Below are 21,691 nucleotides of genomic sequence, written 5' to 3' on the forward strand. Positions count from 1 at the left end.
CTAATAAAGGTAATGCCATGTTGACAGGCTGGTTTACAGAAAAAGGATCAAGTTATTACTTTAATCCGAAGGATGGAGAAGCAGGGCATAAAGAGAATTATGTTGGGGGTGTAATGCTTACTGGATGGCAGTGGATTGATGATCACTGGTATTTGTTTGGTGATGGTGGTGTAATGCAGACAGGCTGGGTATGGAGCTCCGCTTGGCTAGGGTGGTATTTCTTATATACTTCTGGTGCTGAAGCAGGACAAATGGCTGTTTCAACATGGATTGATAAAGTCTATTATGTTGGCTCTGACGGGAAAATGTATAAAGACGGTATTTTCACTGTTGACGGTGTAAGATATTCTTTCGACAATAGTGGCGTTGCTACTAGACTTTAATATATAAAAATTGGCTTACTCTCTTAATTGAGGGTAAGCCGTTTTTTTTATTTAGATTTTGATAGTCCTAAAATATAGTCAGTGGATACTCCGTATAACTTGCTTAATGCAATCAAATGACGGATAGGCAATTCCGATGCGCCACGTTCATATCTAGCATACATGGTTTGTGATGTGCCTAATTTCTCAGCAATTTGCTGTTGAGTATAATCATTATCTTCTCTCAATTCTCTAATAATTTGTATGTAATTTTTATTCATATTAATCACCTAACTCAATTTATCATGTGCTAAGTGATAACAAGTAAATCTAATAAATATATTTACTAAAATATAATAAATATATATACTAATGCTGAGAGGCGATGAATACGAAAAAAATCAAGAAATTTGAAGAGATAAATAAGGCAGCGAAAGTTAGAAGATTAAATAAGATTAAGAGAATTATGGATGTGCCCAATGACTATCATCAGCTATATAGCTTTTACAATAGGAATAATAAAAATGAAGAATTGTTATTCATAATGAGAAAAGTTTTACTTGAGCAAAAAGAATTGCCGGATGAAGTGAAACGACTTTTATTTTAACTAGTTTTTATGTCCAATTTATGTCCACTTTTAGTAAAAAATATATAAATTAATGGGGTATTACATACATAGATAATTGATTATAGGCATTTTATAATTATATAAAAACATTAAAAAACACTATTGCTCGAATCCCGTACGAGTCACCAAATTATAAATAAACTTTTTGATAATCAAAAAGGATGATCCCACCGGAAAATTTGTTTCTGGTGGGATTTTTGTTATATATGAAATCGCATTTTCAAGCATCTAAATTCCTTTACAAAATCATATCATTTTGTATAGCTTTACGATATGCCAATGGTGTCATGTTCATTTCTTTTTTAAACACATCTGTAAAGTAACGCATATTTGTAAAACCAACAGCAGTCATGATCTCTTGGATATCCAAATCAGTTGTTAAAAGTGACTTTGCTTTATCAATTCTCAGCTTAGAAATATATTCGCTGATTGACATTGTTACCTCACGATTAAAATCTGTACTGAGGGAAGTTGGATTCACATTTGTATATTCAGAAATTATTTTTAAAGATACGTCTTGAGTATAGTTATCCATAATAAAACTAATCGCAAGCAATACGTTGTGTGAGAAGCGCTGACGATTCTGACAAGCTTCATAAATCAAAGTAAGCCGTGCTTTTAAGTCTTTAATATAAGCTTCCAAAGAATCATAATCCTTTTGACGTTTTTTAGAAGGAATATTTGTCAAATTATAGACTTTTTGAAACAGCTGAATCATCATTTCACAGAGAATGAATGCCGTATTAAAACATTCAGCACTCAAAGAGAAGCGTACCAATTCATTAAATATAACATCTACCTGATGCAGAATTTCTTCTAAGGATGCATTGCAGCATAAATATTTTAATTTACGGCAATTTTCATCAATTAAGGTTAATGCACATTCAACTGTAGTCTGGCTTACAAGCTCCTGAGTAATAACTTTTTCGTTGATGCCAAAGAAAACCAGCTGATTTAAACGGCGGGCTTCTTCATAAGCTAAATGAATTGATTCATAACCGCTGTAATTCACTGCCAACGAAGTTGCAATAGGAACATATCGGTCACGGTAATGGGCCTTGATTACGTTATCAATCTTTGTTGCAGCCGCAATTGGCGGACAAAGCGGTTGTCCCTTTTCACTAAATAAAACAGCGATTTTTTTAGAATTATCGACTTTGATCAGAAAACAATTCCCTTGATAATGATATTTTTCAAGTATATCATAAATGATTTCATATTCTTTTAATACTTTAGCTACATCATGGTCAAAGGAATCTGATTTAGTATAATTATTATATTTGCTGTCTACACCGGTAATGCAGAAATGGTAGTGATTGACATCAAAATTGATCTCTAATTCACAATTTTTGATGAAGCTTTCAATTAATAATTGATTATCATCCCATAGCCAATAATTCATCGGCATATTATGGGCAACAAAGTCAGTGCTGCGTTTTTGTATTAACTCATGTTTTTCCATGTTTCCAGTTTAGCATAAATTTTCTGAAAATAAAATATTTTGGCGTACTATGATAATGTATTAGCATGATAAAATATGGACAGGAGGGATTTAAGAATGAAAAAGTTATTGAAATTAGCTTTAAGCAGCATGATGATCTGCACAGTTCTTGCCGGCTGTTCTAACACACAGACACCGGTTCAAAGTGACTACACTTACGCAGATACGATTGCATGGGATGCGCAGTATGATGTTGTTGTCGCAGGGTTTGGTGCCGCAGGTGCCGTAACAGCCAAGACAGCAGCTGAGGAAGGTGCTACTGTATTAATTGTAGAAAAGATGAGTGAAGGTGAATCTGGCGGTAATAGTAAATATGCCGGTCAGTTATTCGCAAACGGACATGGTGATGTTGAGAAAACATTAAATTATTACAAACAGCTTGCTGCTGATACGGATGTACCAGAATCAATGCTGAGAGTAATTGCTACAGGTGTAGCGAATATGGCTGATACATTAGCTAATGATTTTGGCGCTGACAGATCACAGTTTATGTCTTGGACAGGCTTGCCTGTAATTGGCAATATGTCACCGGAATATCCTGAATTTGAAGATTCAGACAATATTTCACTGGATACTATTCACCAAGGTGTCAGTGATGGTGAATTATATCGTTTATTAAAGAAGAATGTAACAGATCGTTCGGATAAAATTGATGTTTGGTTTGAAAGTCCAGCTGTTCAATTGATTCAGGACCCAGTCTCAAAAACTATCATTGGTGTGAAAGTTGAACGTGACGGTAAAACAATGAATGTTCGTGCCAATAATGGTGTTGTATTATGTACTGGTGGTTTTGAAGACAATGCCGAAATGGTAGAAACTTACTTAGGCTTAAGTAATTATGCGGTAATCGGTGCCTTGTATAATACAGGTGACGGCCTGCGTATGGCTCAAGAGGTTGGCGCTGACTTATGGCATATGCATGTATATGAAGGTGGTTTTGGTTTAGGCGGTACTTCATTTAAAGTTAATGAAGGTGAACGTGCTTCTCAGGTAGCTGTTCTGACACTGAATGATTTTAACCAAGGTTCACTGATTATGGTTGGTACTGACGGCGACCGTTATTTGAATGAATCAGAAGTTGTACGTCATGGTCATGTTTATAACAATGGTGTTTGGGAAAATCCACAATACCCAACTAAATCATGGGTTGTTTATGATCAGGCTAAGGCTGATGAGATTGCAGCTAATGAAAGCATGCCTGAGCAATTCAGAAATCAGGTCGTAAGTGCGGCTACAATCGAAGAATTGGCAGGTTTAATCGGTGCCAAAGCTGATCAATTGAAAGCTTCTATTGAAAATTTCTCTAATTATGCATCTACAGGTATAGATTTAGAACAAAACAGACCTGCGGATACAATGCGTGCTTTTGATGGCAAGGCTTATTATGCATTTGAAGTTCTGCCTGAGATTTTAAACACTCAGGGCGGACCTAAACGGAATGAAAATGCTGAAATTCTTGATGTGAACGGTAATCCAATTCCTCACTTATACAGTGCGGGTGAATTAGGCGGTATCACTTCTTCAATGTATCAGGGTGGTACAAACCTTGCAGAATGTATCACATTCGGACAGATTGCTGGTAAGAATGCAGCGGCCGCAAAAGAAGCATTGCCGGTTTATACACCAGCTGCTAAGGTAGAATCAACGCCTACTGGTTTAGGTGATGTTACTGATCTCAAGAATGACGCACCGGAAATCGAAACAGCAGATAATGAATATATCGGCTCAGCCGAAGGTATGGGCGGCACACTGACGGTTAAAGTTACAATGGATGGCGACAAGATTGCTAAAGTTGAAATTGTCTCTCATTCAGAATCAGAAGGAATCAGTGATCCGGCAATTGAAGCTGTACCGGATGAAATCGTTGAAGCTCAGTCAACAGAAGTAGAAACAATCTCTGGCGCAACTGTAACCAGCAAGGCAATTATTGCTGCAGTTGAAGATGCGTTAGCAAAAATTAAATAAGTGAATTTAAACAGCCATTATAAAATGGCTGTTTGTCTTTATATTGGCAGAAATTGGTATCAAAAAAATGATAAAAATTTAAAAAAGTGCTTGCTAAATCAATATCCCTGTGGTATTATAATTAAGCACTTGCCTAAATAGCTCAGTAGGTAGAGCATTCGGCTGTTAACCGAACGGTCACAGGTTCGAGTCCTGTTTTAGGCGCCATTTTGGCTCGTTGGAGAAACGGTTAACTCACTTGCCTTTCACGCAAGCATTCACGGGTTCGAATCCCGTACGAGTCACCAAGTGTAAAACAAATCCAAGGATGATATCCATGGATTTTTTTATTATATAGGAAATTTTATTTTCATTGTGATTAAACGGAAAAATAACCAAAATGAAAAATATTAAAAAAGTACGATTAAAAATAGACAATGGAAAATTAATTGTGTTCCTTAACGGATTGATTTTATCAGAACTTAAATCTGATATTATATATCAAACGAGAAGTGTCTCATAAAGTATACTTTATGAGACACTGTATTTAATCACATTATAAGGCTTTTTTTGATGTTTGTAAAACTAATTTTGCTGATTATTGTGCTTTTTAACCGGATTTTTACGTGTCTTACAAAGTATACTTTATAAGACGGCAGGTAAAAAAAGCAGTTTTACCGGCTTTTTCTAAAGGGGCGGAGCTGTTATTATTTTTAATATGATATTTTTTTATCAAAGCTGTGTTTTAAATCCTGAACAGGGTTGACTTTTTAAGATTTAACATCTATGATTTGCATATCGATAGAACTTAAATAATTATAACTATTTACATGTTTTTGATTGCTGCATAGGATATGTAAATAAGAAAGGGTGAGTACCATTGGCTAAGGAAGCTGAATATGAACAACTAATAGTAAAGCATCTGGATAATATCGTTTATGTTTCTGATCCTGTTACTTATGAATTGCTTTATCTTAACGAGAAGGGGAAAAAGGCATTTCAAATTGAAGATAATAAATATCAAGGCCAGAAGTGTTATAAGCTGCTTCAAGGCAAAGACTCACCCTGTGAATTCTGCACAAATCATTTATTGAATAAGCAAAGCTTTTACCAATGGACACATTTTAATGTACCGCTTAACCGTTACTTTATGATGAATGATAAGCTGATTGAAATTGAACCGGGCCATGCAGTCCGTCTGGAAATTGCTGTTGATATTACCGAAAGTGAAAAGCGGGCTCAGGATCTCGAGCAGCGGCTGACAACAGAAGAAACCTTGCTTAAATGTGTACAGACGCTCTCAGCATATAATGATCAGCAGGCGGCGATTAATGAGCTTCTGAACATTGTGGCAGCCTATTATCAGGGACAGCGTGTCTATATTTTTGAAATCAATTATGATAATGATACAATTTCCAATACTTATGAATGGTGCGCTGAAGGTGTCAGTGAGGAAATTCAGAATTTGAAAGATATGCCAATCGATACTATCAGCCGCTGGCTAGCTAAGTTTGAAAAATTTGGTGAATTTTATATTACTTCAGTAAATGAAACATTAAATAAAGACAGTGAAGAATACCGCATCCTAGCGGCTCAGGGAATCAAAAGCCTGATAGCTGCACCGTTAATTGAAAATGATGTGATTATCGGTTTCATTGGTGTAGATGATCCGATTGCCAATATGAATAATCTGCATCTTTTAAAATCGATTACTTATTATATTATTAATGATATTCAAAAGCGTAAAATGCTGATGAAGTTAGAGTATATGAGCTATATAGACTTATTGACAGGGGTTTATAACCGCAACCGTTATATCTCAGATCTTGAAAGTATAAAGCTTGAAAACCACATGTACAGCGGTGTACTCTATCTTGATATCAACGGTCTGAAAAGAATTAATGATAGTTTTGGTCACCGCTATGGTGACTATATTATCAAAAAAGCGGCTGATATATTATGCGGTGTTTTTAGTGAACCAATTTATCGAATCGGCGGTGATGAGTTTGTGGTGATCTGCCTTGATCTTGATGAAGATGCTTTTAATCAGCGTATCGCATTGCTTCGCAGGCGTCTTAGTGAAGATAGTGAGCTTGATGCTTCCATCGGTTCTACTTGGCAGCAGGGTACGATTAAAATGGATTCTTTGGTCAATCATGCCGATGATTTAATGTATGCGGAAAAGCAAAACTATCACGACCAGCATCCGAATGCAAGTAATGATCATGCTGATGCTGTTGCGAGGGTAATCAGTGAAATTAACAATGAACGGTTTGTGGTTTTTCTCCAGCCGAGGATATGGTTAAGCAGCAATGAGCTTGCCGGAGCACAGGCGTTGATTCGCCGGCAGTTACAGGATGGCAGCTTTCTATGGTATGATCAATTCAAATCTGAATTTGAAAATGAAGGGGTAATTCGCTTTATTGATTTTTATGCACTGGAAACGATATGCAAAGCATTAAGCAGCTGGGGAAAACTTGGTGAAAAGAAAATCAGAATTTCAATTAAGCTGTCACAGACAACACTCTTAGAACCTAACATTGTTGAGTCCATCCAGCGGGTGCTGAAACTGCATGAAGTACATCCAAGACAATTCTGCCTTGAAATTGATGAAGCTGTTTCAAAGCTTCATATAAATGAACTTAAAGCTGTTGTTGATCGGTTTTTAGCCAGCGGATTTGCGGTCTCTTTAAATGCGCACGTGCTGAATGATTTAGCGCTGACGAATGAAATTGCGCTTAATGAAATTAGATTTGATGAAGCTTGTATCCAAATGCTGATGAGTGATGCTGAATGTGGAAAGCATATCCGACAAAGCATCAATATGTGCAGTGATGCTAAGCAGCCGCAGAGTGTGGCTTTAGGCATCAGTAATCAGGAGCAGTTTGAACAGTTAAAAGCTTGCGGCTTCAATATCGGACAAGGTAATTATTTCTCCTCGCCGCTGTTGATTTCACAATTTGAAACCAGCTGTCTGCATTTAAAAAGCAGCTTGTACAAGCATAAAAAATAAGCGCGTATAACGATTGAAAAAGATGCCTAGTGCATCTTTTTTCTTGCCCTTTAAGCCAGTGATGACAGTGAAATGACCGTTTATTGAAAGCGGTTGAAAATGCATAATCGTTCATGTTTAAATAATCATGAAGTTAACATAGACCCACTGCTTCAGCCTAAAGTCAGCAGTCTATGAAGAATTTTACAAGGTCAGAAACTAAGAAAGAGAGAGTAAAAATGGACAAGAAAAAGGGAATATTTTACACAATTGTTTCAGCAACTGCTTTTGGTTTAACACCGCTGCTTTGCGCCAGTGCCAATAAGCTGGGAGCAACACCGGAAACACTGGTATTTTTAAGAAATCTATTCGTTATACCGGTTTTATTTATTGTCTGCAAGGCACAGAAAATTGATTTGAAAATGGGCGGTACGGATTTAAAGCATGCATTCATTGTCGGGGTATTTGGGATGACAGCGACCGCGCTGCTGCTGTATAACGCATATCTGTATCTGCCGGTAGGAACGGTAACCACCCTGCACTTCTTATATCCGGTATTCGTAGCGTTGATTGGTTTAGTGGTATTTAAAGAAAAAATCTCAAAGGTAAAGGGATTTGTACTGTTGATTGCTACCTGCGGCATCTTCTTCTTCCTTGAATCAATGGAAGGCAGCAATGCTTTATTAGGTATCGTATTATCAGTATTATCAGGTGGTACGTATGCTTTCTACATGAGCGGTATTGAAATCTTCAAGCTAAATAAAATTAATTCCTATAAGCTGACGTTATATCTGGCAATCTTCTCAGCCATCGTTATGCTAGGATACAGTCTTGTTACTGGTAAATTATCTTTATCACAGATGGTACCGATGGCTTATGTATATGCGTTTATAATCGGTATCGGAACATCTTTCCTGGCAGTTTATACTTTGCAGCTGGGAATCAAATATCTAGGTGCTTCAACTGCTGCCATCTTCTGTATGTTTGAACCGGTTACCGCGGTAGTCGGTGAATTGATTGTCTTCGGTACCCCTTTGACACCGATGAAAATCATGGGCTGTATCGTCATTCTCGGCTCTGTGACATTGTTGACTGTCCTTGATAAAAAGGCAGAGGCAAAGGAAGCTAAAGTAGCGCTGGAAGCGCAGGCTGAGGCTGGTAAAGCATAGATATTAAATAACCAAAAAGCATTCGTTTGTGATGAACGAATGCTTTATTTATTTAACGGGATCATAATGCTGACGGTGAAAGTTGTATCATCATGCTCAACATTCTGTGTGCCGTTATATTTAGTCACTACATGCTGGACATTCTTTAATCCGAGGCCATGTTCATGACTGTCTTTTTTGGTTGTCAGATAGACAGCATGACTGGAAATAATCTCACCGTTATAATGATTCTTTACACTGATAAACAGATTTCCTTTATAAATATGAATATGGGATTCAATCATCCGATCGCTTTCCAGCTTCAGGCTTGCTTCAATTGCATTATCCAAAAGATTAGAAAGAATCACGGACAAGTCAACGCTGTCGATATCTATATGCGGTGGTACGACAATGTTGTTATGACAGACGATATGATTCGCCTTGGCAAGTGAGGCTTTAGCATTATAAATTACATCAATGACAGAATTGCCGGTATTAATGACTGCTTCCACACGATTTAATTTCTTGCTGATTGATTCCAAGTAATTCTTCGCTTCTTCAATTTCATTACTCTCAAGCATCCCATAGACACTGTCTAAATGATTAATCATATCATGCTTGTAACGTGACATATTGTGGTTATACTGCTCAATATCCTTGTAATAAACACTCTGCATCTGAAGCCGCTCATGCATCAGATTGCTCTGCATCAAATGGGTATTGGAGTAAATGATCTGATCGATAATAAAAAAGAGCAGAAAGGTGTAACAGAACAGCAGCATCGTGATATTAAAATACAGATTGACCGGCTGAAGATTTTCCAGTAAATGCATCGACACATAAAGAATCGTCAGCGGCAGGATAAAAATTAAAATATTTACAAGTATTTTAACCGCGTTGTTGCTGATCTTACGTAGGGCGATGATCAGGGTAATGACCAAAGCCATGATGATGCATGCCATTAGCTGTGTCGGCAGATTTAATACATACGTAAACGGATTATTCGTCATCGTATAATCTGTCAAAGCGGTAAAGATAATTGCTGATAGCAGCTTCGACGCATAATTCAAAGTCACAAACATACTGGATGCGATCAGCTTTATGCGTATTTCATTAAAATAAAACAGCAGTGAAATTACTAAGGTAAAAAGCACATAATAGGTACTTGTTGAAAAGAATGGGAAGTCAATCAGATAGGTAATGCACTGAAAAACAAAATAGAGAACATAAGCCACTGTCCGCTCATGCTTTAATTCATCAATTTTCGTCAGCAGGTTATTTAAAAAATAGACAATCAGAAACGTTTCACACGTTGCCAGAAACAGCTTAAACAACAGCTCAATCATACATGCTCCTGAATATATTTCACCAGCTGTTCATGGGTTTCCTTAGAGCGGTGCTTGCTTAATAATATCTGTTCGCCATTATCCAAGGTTATCGTATCCTTGAAAATATTCTGCACATAACGAAGGTTTACAAGAAAGCTTTTATGAACACGGATAAAATGCTGATGCCTCAGTGATTCTTCAAACTTACTGATTTTCCCAACCATCGTATAATTTTTATCTTTTGTATGAATTTGAATGGTCCTGAGCATTGACTCAATATAGTAAATATCACTCAATCTGATTCTCGTCAGCCCAGATGCGTTGCTGATCGTCATATAATCATTATTCTTAGCATAAGCCAGCGCTAAAATCTTCTTCAGATCACGCAGGAAGCAAACCTCATCCAGCGGTTTAAGATAATAGCGGGCGGCATTGACCTCATAGCCGGCCAAGGCAAACTCCGGTGTCGCGGTGATAAAAATCAGCGGTGTATCCGGATGTGTTTCCCGCAGCTTTTGTGCGATATCGATCCCATTGTCTTTATTCATTAAGATATCAAGCAGAAAACAGTCAAAAATCATACCCTGTTCAATGGCTTGGATACACTCATTCGGATCAGTATATTCATGGATTTCATATTCAATTAATGAAATCTTTTCCACAATTGTTTTAATCTGTTTTAGTTCTGATGCATTGTCATCGCAGATAGCAATATGAATCATAAGAACCCCCTTTTTTTTCTACACCTATAGCGTACACTAAAGGATTTAAAACTTCAATCATTTAAAGAGTGATGCGCTGACCAATTATGACAGTGAAAATCCCATTTGTTGAAACAGGGTTGTCAAGCCTTAGATTTCATAGTTAAATAGGGTCATGAACAGTGAAAGCGCTGTCACGAAAGCCTTATAAATCAGGCTTAAAAGAGAAAAGGAGAAAGAATACTATGTCTAAAGTTGCATTTGTAAATGGATTACTGATTGATGGTACCGGCTGTGAACCGATTGAAAAATCACTGGTATTAGTTGATGGCAAGAAAATCGTTTATGCAGGTGAAAGTAAAGAAGTACCAGCTGATTATGAGGTACGCGATATCAGCGGCAAAACAATTATGCCAGGTCTTATTGACAGCCATTTGCATTTCTCAGGGAATTTAACTGATGATGATTCTGATTGGGTATTGGAGCATCCAGTACAAAAAACTGTTGTTGCTGTACAGCAGGCACATGAATGTCTGGAACATGGCTTAACAACCGTTGGGGAAATCTCTCGTTCAGGTCTGCACATCCGCAATATGATTGAAGCGGGTGTAATGAGCGGTCCGCGTGTTGTCGGTACGGGTACAGGATTCTGCCGCACATGCGGTCATGGTGACTCACACAAGCTGCCAACCTGGTATAATAATGAATCTCATCCATGGGCAGAAAGAGTTGACGGACCATGGGAATTACGCAAAGCAGTAAGAGCGAAACTGCGTGAAAATCCAGACGCGATCAAGATCTGGTCAACCGGCGGCGGTATCTGGCGCTGGGATCAAAAGCTGGATCAGCATTATACCTTTGAAGAAATTAAAGCGGTTGTTGATGAATGCAACATGGTCGGCATTCCAGTTTGGTCACATGCGGAAGGCTATGGCGGCGCTCTTGATTCTGCGAAGGCCGGTGTGCATCTGATTATTCACGGTCAGACATTAAATGATGAATGCTTAGATATCATGGCTGAAAAAGGTATTTACTTCTGTCCTACGATTCAATTCTTAAATGAATGGTTTAAAACCTATCAGCCGCCTTATATCCCAGAGGTTCATGACAAATTCCCAGGTGATACAGTTGCGGAAAAAGAATTGAACCGCGTGTACGGCAATCTGCGCCGCGCTAAGGAAAAGGGCATCAAGCTGACAATTGGTTCAGATTCATTCTGTTCTAGTCTGACACCTTATGGCACCACCGCAATTGGTGAAATGTATAGCTTTAATGAAAAAGCAGGCATCTCAGCAATGGATACAATCATTGCGGCTACCAGAGACGGCGCTGAAATGCTGAAGGTCGGCGATATTACTGGTACACTTGAAGCCGGCAAGTTTGCTGACTTGTTAGTAATTAATGGCAACCCATTAGAAAACATCCGTGCAATCGCTGTTGAAAACATGGAAGTAATCATGAAGGAAGGCGCCATTGTCAGAGGTTAAAAGCAGTTAAAACACGGTATTATGTCAAGCTGGGGAGCGGTTTATTGATTAAATCGCTCCTTTCATTATAAATTTTAATGAAATATTTATTTTTTTTAATTTATGCGTCAATTAAATCTACAAGAATTGTCAAATAAGTGCTATAATCAATCATTGTTGGTAATTGCTTTTCTTATAAGGGGAACCAAACAGAATCAATTACGCTAATTCATAATTATATGAACCAGCGGCGATGAAAGACTGATTGTTTATTCAGGGTTGCAGCTGGAAGAAAGGATGGGAAAATGGTTATTGGAATGCTTTTGCTCTGGATTCTTTTTAATGGCCGGATCACTTTAGAAATCTTGATTTTCGGTATTGTTATATGCAGTGCAATCTGTCTGCTGTTAAGTATGATTACTAGTCAGAACCTGTTTAAGATTGATCAGCGGATGCTGAAAAGGATTGCTTACCGCCTGCGTTATTACGGCGTTTTGGTGGTAGAAATCGTTAAGGCGAATCTTCAGGTCATGGATTTAATCCTTACACCGGGGGAGATTGAAATTAAACCAGTGCTGACGGAGTTTAAATCAGTGCTGAAACATTCTAAGCTGAATGTATTGCTGGCTAATTCGATTACTTTAACGCCGGGGACGATTACGGTTGATCTTGACCGTGACCGCTTTCTTGTGTTAGCGGTTGATGAAAGCTTTGCTGAGGATTTAGATCAATCAGTATTTGTGAAGGAATTGAAGATTCTGGATGATAAGGATCTGGATTAGGAGGACATATGGAACCAAATGCGATTAAAAATATGGTACTTATTTTCTGTATGATCATTCTGACAGTGTTGTTTTTCTTCTGCATCTATCGGGCCATCCGCGGTCCTCGATATTCTGACCGTCTGGTTGCCAATAACGTAATCTGTACGATGTCGGTAATCTTTATCTGTATTTTATCCGTTTACTTGAAAGAAGCGGCGCTTGTTGACATCGCTTTGATTTATACGCTGTTAAGCTGTTTGTCAGGAGTTGTGGTTTGTCATGTAATCACGCTGCATCATAAGGGACGCTTATTGAATCAGAAACAAAAGGAGGAAGAACTATGATCCGTGTAATATTAGCATCCATTTTGCTGTTAGCTGGAATGTTCTGCATTGCGGTATCAGTGTTGGGATTGTTTAGATTTAATTATGTATTAAACCGCATGCATGCGGCATCGATTGCGGATACGATGGGCTTGCTGCTTTGTGTTTTGGGATTAATGCTGTTAGCGCTTGATTTTTTCCATGTGCTGCGTTTAGGTTTGGCAGTTATCTTCTTATGGATGGCCAGTCCGGTATGTTCGCATATCATTGCTAAAACGGAAATTTTAACTAATACCAAAATAGATGAAAGGATCGGTAGAAAATAATGGAAATCAGTGAAATTATTCAAATCCTGCTGCTGGTATTTCTGATCATATCAGCATTGGCAGTTTCTTTCTATAAAAACCTGATGCAGGCAATCCTGATCTTTATGGGTTATTCTACGATCATGTCAATCATCTGGCTGTTTCTTGAATCACCGGATCTGGCGATTACCGAAGCGGCAGTCGGGGCCGGTGTTACCAGTGTGCTTTTCTTCCTCACTTTGAAAAAGACGCATATGCTGGAAGGAACCCGCGATAATGGCTAAGCTGCCAAAGGGCGGTCTGTCCCGTTTTGTTGCTTGGGTCAACGGAGAGGAAGTCGTTGATGATTTAAAGCATGGGCATCATCAAAAGAAAAAGACAAAAGCAAAGCATCTGCCGCACTTAACAATGGAACAGCGTTTGCTTGGTTATCGTATCCTAGGTGTGCTGATTTGCAGTATATTTGTATTGATTCTGCTTGCGACAGTGAGTAAGCTGCCAACCTTCGGCAGTCCGAATAATCCAGCCAGCAATGAGGTTGTAGAGCGCTATATTGAATCAGGCATTGAAGAAACCGGCGCTATTAATCTGGTTGCGGGAATGATTCTTGACTATCGCGCCTTTGATACCTTTGGTGAATCGAATGTCTTATTTTTAGCGGTTATTTCTGTCGTGATGCTGCTTAAACGCGACCGCAATAATTTTGATGAAGATGATGAAAAGATTTTAAATGAGGATATGGATCTTGATGATGAGGATGATAATATCATATTAAAACGCTTTACCATGATCATCTTCCCGCTGATTACCCTATATGGTGTTTATGTTATTTTAAATGGACATCTTTCACCAGGCGGCGGTTTTTCCGGCGGTGCAATCATCGGTGCCGGACTGATTCTTTTTGATACAGCCTTTGGTCAAAGCGCAGTCCGCAAATTCTTTAATTTTAAACGCTTTACTTATATCAGCGTCGGCTGCTTATTAACTTATTGTGCCTGTAAGAGCTATTCCTTCTTTACCGGTGCTAACCATCTTGAAAATATTATTCCTAAGGGAATCCCCGGGAATATCTTAAGCGGAGGTCTGATTCTGCCGCTGAATATCTGTGTCGGACTGATTGTAGCTTGTACGATGTATGGCTTCTATGCCTTATTTACGCGAGGTGAAATCTAATGGAACATCTCATGCATAACTATTATGAAGCAGCTGCTGTAATTCTTTTCGGCATTGGCTTTATGAATCTGCTGCTGCAGAGCAATTTAATTAAAAAGTTTATTGGTTTGAATATCATGGATACCGCGGTTTACCTGTTTTTGGCAGCTAAAGGCTTTATCTATGGCCGGGTTGCACCTATCGTCACAAGCGGGGAAGCGGTGATTGAGCGTTTTGTCAATCCGGTACCGAGCGGCTTAGTATTGACTGGTATCGTTGTTTCTGTCAGTGTGACCGCTTTTTCACTGGCTTTAATTATCCGTCTGTATAAGGTATATCATACTTTTGATATGGATGAGATCATGAAGCTGGCTAGAGAGGAGGAAAAACGTGAGTATTAATTGGATTCATAACTTTCCCTTTTTCTCAATCTTTTTGGCAATGCTGGGAGGGATTTTAACCGCTTTGCTGAATGACGGGAAAAAGGCTCTGCGATTGAATCAGCTGATTACTCTGATCGTTGCGATTCTTTCTTTATGTTTATTATTAAATGTCACAGCTAATAATGAATCATTTACTTTTATGATGGGACATTTTCCAGCCCCTTGGGGAAATGAGCTAAGAGCTGGCCCGCTGGAAGCATTAATGGCATTTGTATTCAGTATTTTAATGTTTCTGACGGTAACCGGCGGTCAAAGAGAAATTTTTACCGATGTTGTGTCAGATAAAGTAAAATATTTCTTTATTATGATCAATCTGATTTTTGGTTCAATCTTGGCGCTGATTTATACTAATGACGTATTTACCGCCTATGTATTTATTGAAATTAATACGATTGCTTCCTGTGCAGTGGTTATGGCTAAGGGACATGGCCGCAGTATTATCGCATCAATTCATTATTTGATCATGAGTTCACTGGGATCAGGTTTGTTTTTGATCGGCTTGTGTCTGCTTTATGATATTACCGGTCATCTCTTGATGCCAAATATTCAGGAACAGTTGATTTTATTATCAAGAAGTGGGGAATATGCGCTGCCGTTAACCGTAGTATGCGGGTTGGTGTTTATTGGTCTGGCGATTAAAAGCGCGTTGTTTCCTTTCCATACAATGCTGCCGAATGCTTATGATAATTCAACCTCAGCGGGTGCCGGTATCTTATCGGGACTGGTGCTGAAAAGCTATATTATTCTAATTTTGAAGTTTATCTTTCAGGTATTTTCACTTGAAGTCATTCAGGCATTAAAGATTGAGAATGTATTATTTGTCTTTGGTATTGTCGGTATGATTATGGGATCGATTTATGCTTTCAGGGAGGTACGCATCAAGAAAATGCTTGCCTATTCCTCAGTCGCGCAGATCGGTTATATCTTCATGGGCTTTGGTATCGGCAATATGGCCGGCTTTACAGCTTCCTGTTTTCATATTCTTGCTCATGCGGCTACCAAAACATTGCTGTTTGTCAGCGTTGGCTCATTGATTGAAACTAATGGCGGCAAGACGGGAATCCGAGATCTTCAGGGGGCTGGCCGTTTAAATCCGTTTGCCGGTGTCGCTTATAGTGTCGGAGCCTTATCAATGGTTGGTATCCCGCTGTTTGCCGGCTTTGCTTCTAAGTATTATTTTGCTTTATCAGCAGCCGGCGGCAAGCTTCAGCTGAGTATTGTATTGACGGCTTTAGCTATTTCAATGATCTTGAATGCGATTTATTTTATTCCTACCGTGATCAGTATCTGGTCAAAACCAGAAGGGGAAATTAAGCCTAAGGCAGAACCGACGTTCAGCTTTAAATGTGTATGTGTAGCTTTTATGATGATTAATTTTATTCTCGGCATCTTTTTCCAGCCGATTGTTGCAGTGATCGAACAGGGACTGCGTTTATTAGGATAGGGGGAACAATATGGAAGTATTATGTTTAATTGCACTTTTCCTGCCTGTCCTTACTGGTTTTATTGCCGGTTGTCTGAAACAGGACAGGTTGAGAAATGGTGTTGTATTAATTAGTTTGCTTATACAGGTATTTGTGGTTGTTATGCTTATTATGCATCCAGTCAGTGAATTTGAATTGCTGCGTTTTACTGATTCGATTGCACTGGTATTTGGTGTTGATGTCATATCAATGATCTTTTTACTGTTGATCAGTGTACTGTGGCTGATGGCGGCGGTTTATTCTTTTGAATATATGAAGCATGAGGATCATCGCCCGCGCTATTTTCTATTTTATATGCTGACACTGGCGGCCTTAATGGGCTTGTCGATGGCAAAGAACTTAGTGACGATGTATCTGTGCTATGAAATGATGACGCTGCTGAGTGTGCCTTTGGTTCTGCATACACAGAGCAAGGAAGCAATCAGCGCGGGTTTGAAATATCTCGGTTATTCTGTCTTTGGCGCTGGTTTAGGCCTTTTGGGGATATTCTTTATCAATCACTTTGCCGTTACATTAGCCTTTGTACCGGGTGGAAGTTTAGTCCCAGAGCTGATTGCGGGCAATGAGAATTTGCTTTATACCGTTTATTTATTGATGATGATTGGTTTTGGCTGCAAAGCAGGTATGTTTCCGCTGCATGCATGGCTGCCGGCGGCGCATCCCATTGCTCCTTCACCGGCTTCCGCACTGCTGTCCGGTGTAATTACTAAGGGTGGTGTGCTGGCCATTATCAGAGTTACTTATTTTGTCTTTGGCGCTTCTTTTCTGCAAGGCAGTTTCGCGCAGACAATCTGTCTTGGCTTAGCTATATTTACGATCTTTATGGGTTCAATGCTGGCTTATAAGGAAAAAGTCTTAAAGAAAAGATTGGCTTATTCTACCGTATCACAAGTATCCTATGTGCTGTTTGCCTTATTCTTAATGACACCGCTTGGCTTGATTGGTGCGATTCTGCAGATTATTTATCATGCATTGGCTAAGAACATGCTCTTCCTTTCAGCGGGATCAATCATTTATAAGACAGGTCTGAAACGGGTTGATGAATATAAAGGACTTGGTAAGCAGATGCCATTTGTCATGATTATCTTTACCATTGCATCCTTATCTTTAATCGGTATTCCACCATTGGGCGGTTTTGTCAGCAAATGGTATATCGCGCAGGGAGCTTTCAGCAATCCGTTAGGTTTATTGGGTATTGCGGTATTGATGATTTCAGCCCTTTTGACAGCTGGTTATACGCTGCCTATCATCATTGACGCGTTCTTTCCAGGCTCTGCGTTTAATTATAAGAAGCTGAAAAAGAATGATGTGAATATACTTATGGGGCTGCCGTTAGGCATATTGGCAGTGATCTTGATCGTTTGCGGGTTATTCCCAAAACCAATCATGGATTCATTGACGCTGTTGCTTAGCGCACTCTTTTAAAACAGGAGGTAACAAGATGCTTGATTCAGTTTTAACTATCATCCCCGTGCTATTTCCTGTTTTGACAGGAGCTGGCTTGCTGACGTTCCGTTTTAAGGAACGCAAGACGTTGTATTTTTGGGTTGCCGGTATTGTGATTTTAAATGCTTTGGCAGCTTTATTGATGATTTTTACCCACGGTGCTGAACCGTTTGTACTGTTTAGTTTTACAGATACGCTGGCTTTTGTATTCAGGGTAGATTCACTTTCAGCCTTCTTTGGTACGATGGTTTCAATCCTCTGGGTATTAACTACTTTCTATGCCTTTGAATATATGAAGCATGAAGGACATGAGCAGCGTTTCTTTGCTTTCTTTATCATGGCCTTTGGGGTTGTGCTTGGTTTGGCATTTGCGGGCAATATGTTTACACTTTATGTATTTTATGAGTTCTTGACGCTGTCAACGATTCCTTTAGTGATGCATGCGATGGATGGCAAGGCGCGGCATGCAGGCAAGACTTATATTATCTATATGATGGCAGGTGCGTCCTTGGCATTTATCGGTTTTATTTTCATTTGTCTGTATGGCGGCAATGAATTATTCACCTTGGGCGGTACGCTTGATCCGATGCTTGTGAAGGGCAATGAGGAGCTGCTGCGTTTTGTCTTCCTGCTGACCTTTTTGGGTTTTGGCGTCAAGGCGGCATTATTCCCATTCAGTCATTGGCTGCCGGCGGCATCTGTGGCACCGACACCGGTAACTGCTTTACTGCATGCGGTAGCGGTTGTTAAGTCAGGGATATTTGCGATGATTCGTCTGACCTATTTCAGCTTTGGCACTGAATTGATCAGCGGTTCTTGGGAACAGTCATTTTTGCTGATTCTGGCGATGATTACCATTCTCTATGGTTCCATCATGGCATTAAGAACACCGCATATCAAACGCCGTTTTGCTTATTCGACAATTTCTAATCTTTCTTATATTATCTTTGGTATTCTGCTGTGTACACCGCAGGGGATGTCAGCCGCGCTGCTGCATCTGATTTATCATGCGCTGATTAAGATTACCTTGTTCTTTGCGGCAGGAGCTATCTTATATAAGACACATAAGGAATATATTTATGAAATTGGCGGTTTGGCCAGAAAGATGCCGATTGTCTTTGGCTGTATGGCAGTGGCATCCTTCGGGTTGATTGGTGTTCCGCCGTTCGCTGGTTTCTTCAGTAAATGGGCATTGGCTACGGCAGCGGTAGACAGCGGTAATCCATTAGCCTATGTCGGTGTGATGGTATTAATTCTATCGGCATTGCTGACCGCTTTATATTGTATATCATTATTGGTTAAGGCCTATTTCCCGCCAAAGGGTGAACAGGCAGAAGGGCATGATCCAAATTGGCTCATGTGCGCACCATTGATTATTTTATCGGCAGCAACGATACTTGTGGCACTATATCCACAGCCATTGCTGCAGGCAATCAATTTGATTGCGGGTATCAGTTAGGAGGGAAAGACGATGACTATTGAAATAATGCTGATTTTCACCGTATTTTTTCCGCTGCTGATGGCCCCTGTCAGTTACTTGATCGGGCGTTATAATAAGCATGCCAGAAATTGGTTCGCAATCTTAGTTACCGTTTTAGTGATGGGAGCAGCTTTGAGCTTGCTTAATCAGAATGGAACATTAACTTTGGAAAATATTTGTGGGTTGGGTTTGAGCTTTGATGCAAGCGGCATCCATGGTGTGCTTGCTTGTCTGTGCGCGTTTATCTGGATGATGACAACGATTTTCTCTGATGAATATTTCGCGCATTATCGTAATCGCAATCGTTATTATTTCTTCATGCTGGCAAGCTTAGGAGCGACGCTGGGCGTCTTCCTGTCAGCGGATTTATTCACGACTTTTGTCTTCTTTGAAATTATGTCCTTCACTTCCTTTGTCTTGGTTATTCATGATGAGAGTGATACGGCATTAAAAGCGGCAAAGACGTATCTGGCGGTTGCGGTTGTCGGCGGTTTAGTGACGTTGATGGGAATCTTTATGGTCTATCATCAATGTCAGACGTTATTTTATAATGAATTAATTGGAGCGGTGGATACTGTAGCTGATCCAGGGCTGCTGATGATCAGCGGTATCTTGGTATTAACCGGCTTCGCGGCGAAGGCGGGAATGTTCCCGCTGCATATCTGGCTGCCTGAAGCGCATCCGGCGGCACCGGCACCGGCGAGTGCATTGCTTTCCTGCATCCTAACGAAAAGCGGTGTGTTCGGTGTCATTATGCTGAGCTGCGGAATGTTTCTGCATAATGCGGACTGGGGAATGATGATTTTAATTCTTGGTGTTATCACTATGGTATTAGGCGCGGTACTGGCAGTGTTCTCAATCAACCTGAAACGAACGCTGGCTTGTTCATCACTTTCACAGATTGGGTTTATTACCGTGGCCATCGGTATGCAGTGCTTATTGGGCGAGCATAATACATTGGCTGCTCAGGGTACGATGCTGCATATTCTTAATCATGGTTTATTGAAGCTGGTGCTGTTTATGGCGGCAGGTGTTGTCTACATGAATCTGCATGAGCTTGATTTAAACAAGATCCGTGGATATGGGAAGCATAAAAAATTATTAATGTTTATCTTTTTAATGGGTGTATTGGGAATCTGTGGGATTCCTTTGTGGAATGGCTATATTTCTAAAACGTTAATTCATGAAAGTATTGTTGAGATGATTGCAATGTCACAAGGCAGTTCAATGCTTTTCTTCAAGGGTGTTGAAATGCTGTTCCTTTTTGCGGGCGGCTTGACAATCGCTTATATGACAAAATTATTTGTAGCTTTATTTGTGGAATCAAATGCTGATCAAAAGAAAATGGATCAAGCTAAATCAATGAATAAAGTCAGCGGTGCTGTCTTGTTGATTGCGGCATTGATCCTGCCGATTTTAGGAATGTTCCCGCATCAGAGCATGGATGCTATTGCGGCTATGACGCTGGGATCAATGAACGCACATGCTGGGGAAGCTGTCGCATATTTCTCATTGACTAATTTAAAGGGTGCTTTAATTTCAATTGTTATCGGTGCTGTTGTTTACTTTGGTTTTGTCCGCACATGGTTGATGAGCAAGCAGGCTGATGGATCTAGTGTCTATGTGGATCGCTGGCCGGCATGGCTTAATCTTGAGAATGGCGTTTACCGGCCTTTGCTGCTGCATGTACTGCCATTTATCGGAGCTTTAGTTTCACGGGTGATTGCCTCAATTCCTGAATGGCTGATTAAACTGTCACGAAGATTTATCTTCAATCAGGAAAATGGTGTTGTAATACCGCCTGAGGATGATAAAATTACGATTGCGGCGCTTGATCCTGATAAGGCACAATCAATTAATCTGGCAAAGAGCCTTGTACTGTTTGGTTTGGGTATGACAATTGCCATGTTGTATTTGATTTTCTAAACATAAAAGTTCATGTCATATGAAAGGCTAATTGTTTGTGATTAGCTGTAAAGAATAATATAAGAAGCCGAATTATGCATAATTAATATCTGCATTGATTCGGCTTTTTTGTTTGAAGAATATGGATGGAATAGTTAAATATTCTTTTGGTTGTTTATTATTAAAGGAATTGTTTTGGAAAAATCACAGTTAAGTATAGTGTCTTAAAAAGTATACTTTATGAGACACTTCATTTCTCCTTCATTATAGGCATTTTTGAGTCATTTGTAAAGGCTCACAGACTTTTTTATGCACTTTC

The 21,691-nt window shown here is 39.4% G+C and carries 20 protein-coding genes and 2 tRNA genes; 18 read left to right on the top strand and 4 right to left on the bottom strand.

Features of this window, described 5'->3' with window-relative positions; genetic code table 11:
* The first annotated feature begins 17 nt into the window (after positions 1 to 17).
* Positions 18 to 383: a hypothetical protein gene (locus tag DWZ33_RS09635; protein ID WP_118454673.1), complete on the top strand. Its 366-nt coding sequence runs from the start codon at positions 18 to 20 to the stop codon at positions 381 to 383.
* Between the two features lie 47 nt (positions 384 to 430).
* Here the strand turns inward: DWZ33_RS09635 and DWZ33_RS09640 are convergent, their stop codons facing one another.
* Positions 431 to 643, bottom strand: a complete 213-nt coding sequence (locus DWZ33_RS09640) for a helix-turn-helix domain-containing protein (RefSeq protein ID WP_022937871.1) — start codon at positions 641 to 643, stop codon at positions 431 to 433.
* Between the two features lie 104 nt (positions 644 to 747).
* Between DWZ33_RS09640 and DWZ33_RS09645 the strand changes: the two genes are divergently transcribed.
* Positions 748 to 969 (top strand): hypothetical protein, encoded by a 222-nt coding sequence (locus tag DWZ33_RS09645; RefSeq protein WP_118454662.1) that lies wholly within the window; start codon positions 748 to 750, stop codon positions 967 to 969.
* A gap of 259 nt (positions 970 to 1,228) precedes the next feature.
* Here the strand turns inward: DWZ33_RS09645 and DWZ33_RS09650 are convergent, their stop codons facing one another.
* The gene (locus DWZ33_RS09650) at positions 1,229 to 2,452 is read right to left on the bottom strand and encodes a helix-turn-helix domain-containing protein (RefSeq protein ID WP_118454663.1); all 1,224 of its coding nucleotides are present in this window, start codon (positions 2,450 to 2,452) and stop codon (positions 1,229 to 1,231) included.
* A gap of 96 nt (positions 2,453 to 2,548) precedes the next feature.
* Here DWZ33_RS09650 and DWZ33_RS09655 point away from each other — a divergent pair, with 96 nt between their 5' ends.
* The 5 genes from DWZ33_RS09655 to DWZ33_RS09675 all read left to right on the top strand — a co-directional run bounded on the left by DWZ33_RS09655 (position 2,549) and on the right by DWZ33_RS09675 (position 8,596).
* Positions 2,549 to 4,456 (top strand): FAD-binding protein, encoded by a 1,908-nt coding sequence (locus tag DWZ33_RS09655; protein WP_022937868.1) that lies wholly within the window; start codon positions 2,549 to 2,551, stop codon positions 4,454 to 4,456.
* A 131-nt stretch (positions 4,457 to 4,587) separates the two neighbouring features.
* A tRNA-Asn gene (locus tag DWZ33_RS09660) sits at positions 4,588 to 4,663 on the top strand.
* Positions 4,664 to 4,667: 4 nt separating this feature from the next.
* Positions 4,668 to 4,743: transfer RNA gene (locus DWZ33_RS09665), tRNA-Glu, on the top strand.
* Between the two features lie 572 nt (positions 4,744 to 5,315).
* Entirely contained in the window at positions 5,316 to 7,448 is a 2,133-nt protein-coding gene (locus DWZ33_RS17980) for an EAL domain-containing protein (protein WP_182425627.1), read from the top strand.
* 218 nt (positions 7,449 to 7,666) lie between these two features.
* The gene (locus DWZ33_RS09675) at positions 7,667 to 8,596 is read left to right on the top strand and encodes a DMT family transporter (protein ID WP_182425629.1); all 930 of its coding nucleotides are present in this window, start codon (positions 7,667 to 7,669) and stop codon (positions 8,594 to 8,596) included.
* Positions 8,597 to 8,640: 44 nt separating this feature from the next.
* Here the strand turns inward: DWZ33_RS09675 and DWZ33_RS09680 are convergent, their stop codons facing one another.
* Together DWZ33_RS09680 and DWZ33_RS09685 are read right to left on the bottom strand one after the other, a co-directional pair.
* Entirely contained in the window at positions 8,641 to 9,921 is a 1,281-nt protein-coding gene (locus tag DWZ33_RS09680; RefSeq protein ID WP_118454665.1) for a sensor histidine kinase, read from the bottom strand.
* Positions 9,918 to 10,625, bottom strand: a complete 708-nt coding sequence (locus DWZ33_RS09685) for a LytR/AlgR family response regulator transcription factor (protein WP_029474265.1) — start codon at positions 10,623 to 10,625, stop codon at positions 9,918 to 9,920. Before DWZ33_RS09685 ends, DWZ33_RS09680 begins: the two co-directional genes overlap by 4 nt.
* 224 nt (positions 10,626 to 10,849) lie before the next feature.
* Between DWZ33_RS09685 and DWZ33_RS09690 the strand changes: the two genes are divergently transcribed.
* From DWZ33_RS09690 to DWZ33_RS09740, 11 genes are all read left to right on the top strand, one after another.
* Positions 10,850 to 12,091 carry a metal-dependent hydrolase family protein gene (locus DWZ33_RS09690; RefSeq protein WP_022937863.1) on the top strand — a complete coding sequence of 414 codons (1,242 nt, stop codon included), beginning with the start codon at positions 10,850 to 10,852 and terminating at the stop codon, positions 12,089 to 12,091.
* Positions 12,092 to 12,375: 284 nt separating this feature from the next.
* A complete protein-coding gene (locus DWZ33_RS09695; RefSeq protein WP_022937862.1) occupies positions 12,376 to 12,852 on the top strand; it encodes a Na+/H+ antiporter subunit E in 477 nt (158 codons plus the stop codon).
* A gap of 8 nt (positions 12,853 to 12,860) precedes the next feature.
* Positions 12,861 to 13,178 (top strand): MrpF/PhaF family protein, encoded by a 318-nt coding sequence (locus tag DWZ33_RS09700; protein ID WP_022937861.1) that lies wholly within the window; start codon positions 12,861 to 12,863, stop codon positions 13,176 to 13,178.
* Positions 13,175 to 13,483, top strand: a complete 309-nt coding sequence (locus DWZ33_RS09705) for a cation:proton antiporter (protein WP_022937860.1) — start codon at positions 13,175 to 13,177, stop codon at positions 13,481 to 13,483. Before DWZ33_RS09700 ends, DWZ33_RS09705 begins: the two co-directional genes overlap by 4 nt.
* A complete protein-coding gene (locus DWZ33_RS09710; RefSeq protein ID WP_022937859.1) occupies positions 13,483 to 13,746 on the top strand; it encodes a hydrogenase subunit MbhD domain-containing protein in 264 nt (87 codons plus the stop codon). The genes DWZ33_RS09705 and DWZ33_RS09710 overlap by 1 nt, the downstream gene beginning before the upstream one ends.
* Positions 13,739 to 14,635 carry a hydrogen gas-evolving membrane-bound hydrogenase subunit E gene (gene mbhE / locus DWZ33_RS09715; RefSeq protein WP_022937858.1) on the top strand — a complete coding sequence of 299 codons (897 nt, stop codon included), beginning with the start codon at positions 13,739 to 13,741 and terminating at the stop codon, positions 14,633 to 14,635. The genes DWZ33_RS09710 and mbhE overlap by 8 nt, the downstream gene beginning before the upstream one ends.
* Positions 14,635 to 15,015, top strand: a complete 381-nt coding sequence (locus DWZ33_RS09720) for a sodium:proton antiporter (protein ID WP_022937857.1) — start codon at positions 14,635 to 14,637, stop codon at positions 15,013 to 15,015. Before mbhE ends, DWZ33_RS09720 begins: the two co-directional genes overlap by 1 nt.
* Complete coding sequence (locus tag DWZ33_RS09725; protein WP_022937856.1) at positions 15,005 to 16,501, top strand: complex I subunit 5 family protein; 1,497 nt, start codon at positions 15,005 to 15,007, stop codon at positions 16,499 to 16,501. Before DWZ33_RS09720 ends, DWZ33_RS09725 begins: the two co-directional genes overlap by 11 nt.
* A gap of 10 nt (positions 16,502 to 16,511) precedes the next feature.
* Positions 16,512 to 17,966, top strand: a complete 1,455-nt coding sequence (locus tag DWZ33_RS09730) for a complex I subunit 5 family protein (RefSeq protein WP_118454666.1) — start codon at positions 16,512 to 16,514, stop codon at positions 17,964 to 17,966.
* A 16-nt stretch (positions 17,967 to 17,982) separates the two neighbouring features.
* Positions 17,983 to 19,446: a complex I subunit 5 family protein gene (locus DWZ33_RS09735; protein WP_022937854.1), complete on the top strand. Its 1,464-nt coding sequence runs from the start codon at positions 17,983 to 17,985 to the stop codon at positions 19,444 to 19,446.
* A 12-nt stretch (positions 19,447 to 19,458) separates the two neighbouring features.
* Positions 19,459 to 21,393, top strand: a complete 1,935-nt coding sequence (locus DWZ33_RS09740; protein WP_022937853.1) for a complex I subunit 5 family protein — start codon at positions 19,459 to 19,461, stop codon at positions 21,391 to 21,393.
* Positions 21,394 to 21,691 lie beyond the last annotated feature (298 nt).

The organism is Dielma fastidiosa (assembly GCF_003475485.1).
In the GTDB taxonomy this organism is placed as follows: domain Bacteria; phylum Bacillota_I; class Bacilli_A; order Erysipelotrichales; family Erysipelotrichaceae; genus Dielma; species Dielma fastidiosa.